A 342-nucleotide genomic window follows, 5' to 3' on the forward strand; every position below is an offset into this window, starting at 1 on the left:
AAATGCAGCAGTTATTTGAGAAGCTCGCACACCCTGCAATTACTAATTTAGCGCTAAGCGATGAAAACGGTAATAGCCTAGACTTTTGGCCTTCGCCACTGCCAGATCTCTATTTTAATGAGCCAATAATGGTGGCTATAAAGCTCAATAATACCAGTAATGTAATATTAAACGGGCAAACTGCACAAGGGCCTATTAGTATTACCCTAAACACACAAGCAGGCTCAAATGCTAAAGGAATTGCTAAGCTGTGGGCTCGTCAAAAAATTAAGTCGTTGCTGCTCTATAACTCACAAAATGCAGTTAAAGACGAAGTGCAACAATTGGCGTTTACTCATCAAT

General features: G+C 40.1%; 1 pseudogene. It reads left to right on the forward strand.

Annotated features, from left to right (window positions below):
* Nucleotides 1-342 (forward strand): annotated as a pseudogene (locus AAEY62_RS21070) (marine proteobacterial sortase target protein); the annotation flags it as partial.

The organism is Pseudoalteromonas sp. GW168-MNA-CIBAN-0100, assembly GCF_040309225.1.
Classification (GTDB): domain Bacteria; phylum Pseudomonadota; class Gammaproteobacteria; order Enterobacterales; family Alteromonadaceae; genus Pseudoalteromonas; species Pseudoalteromonas arctica.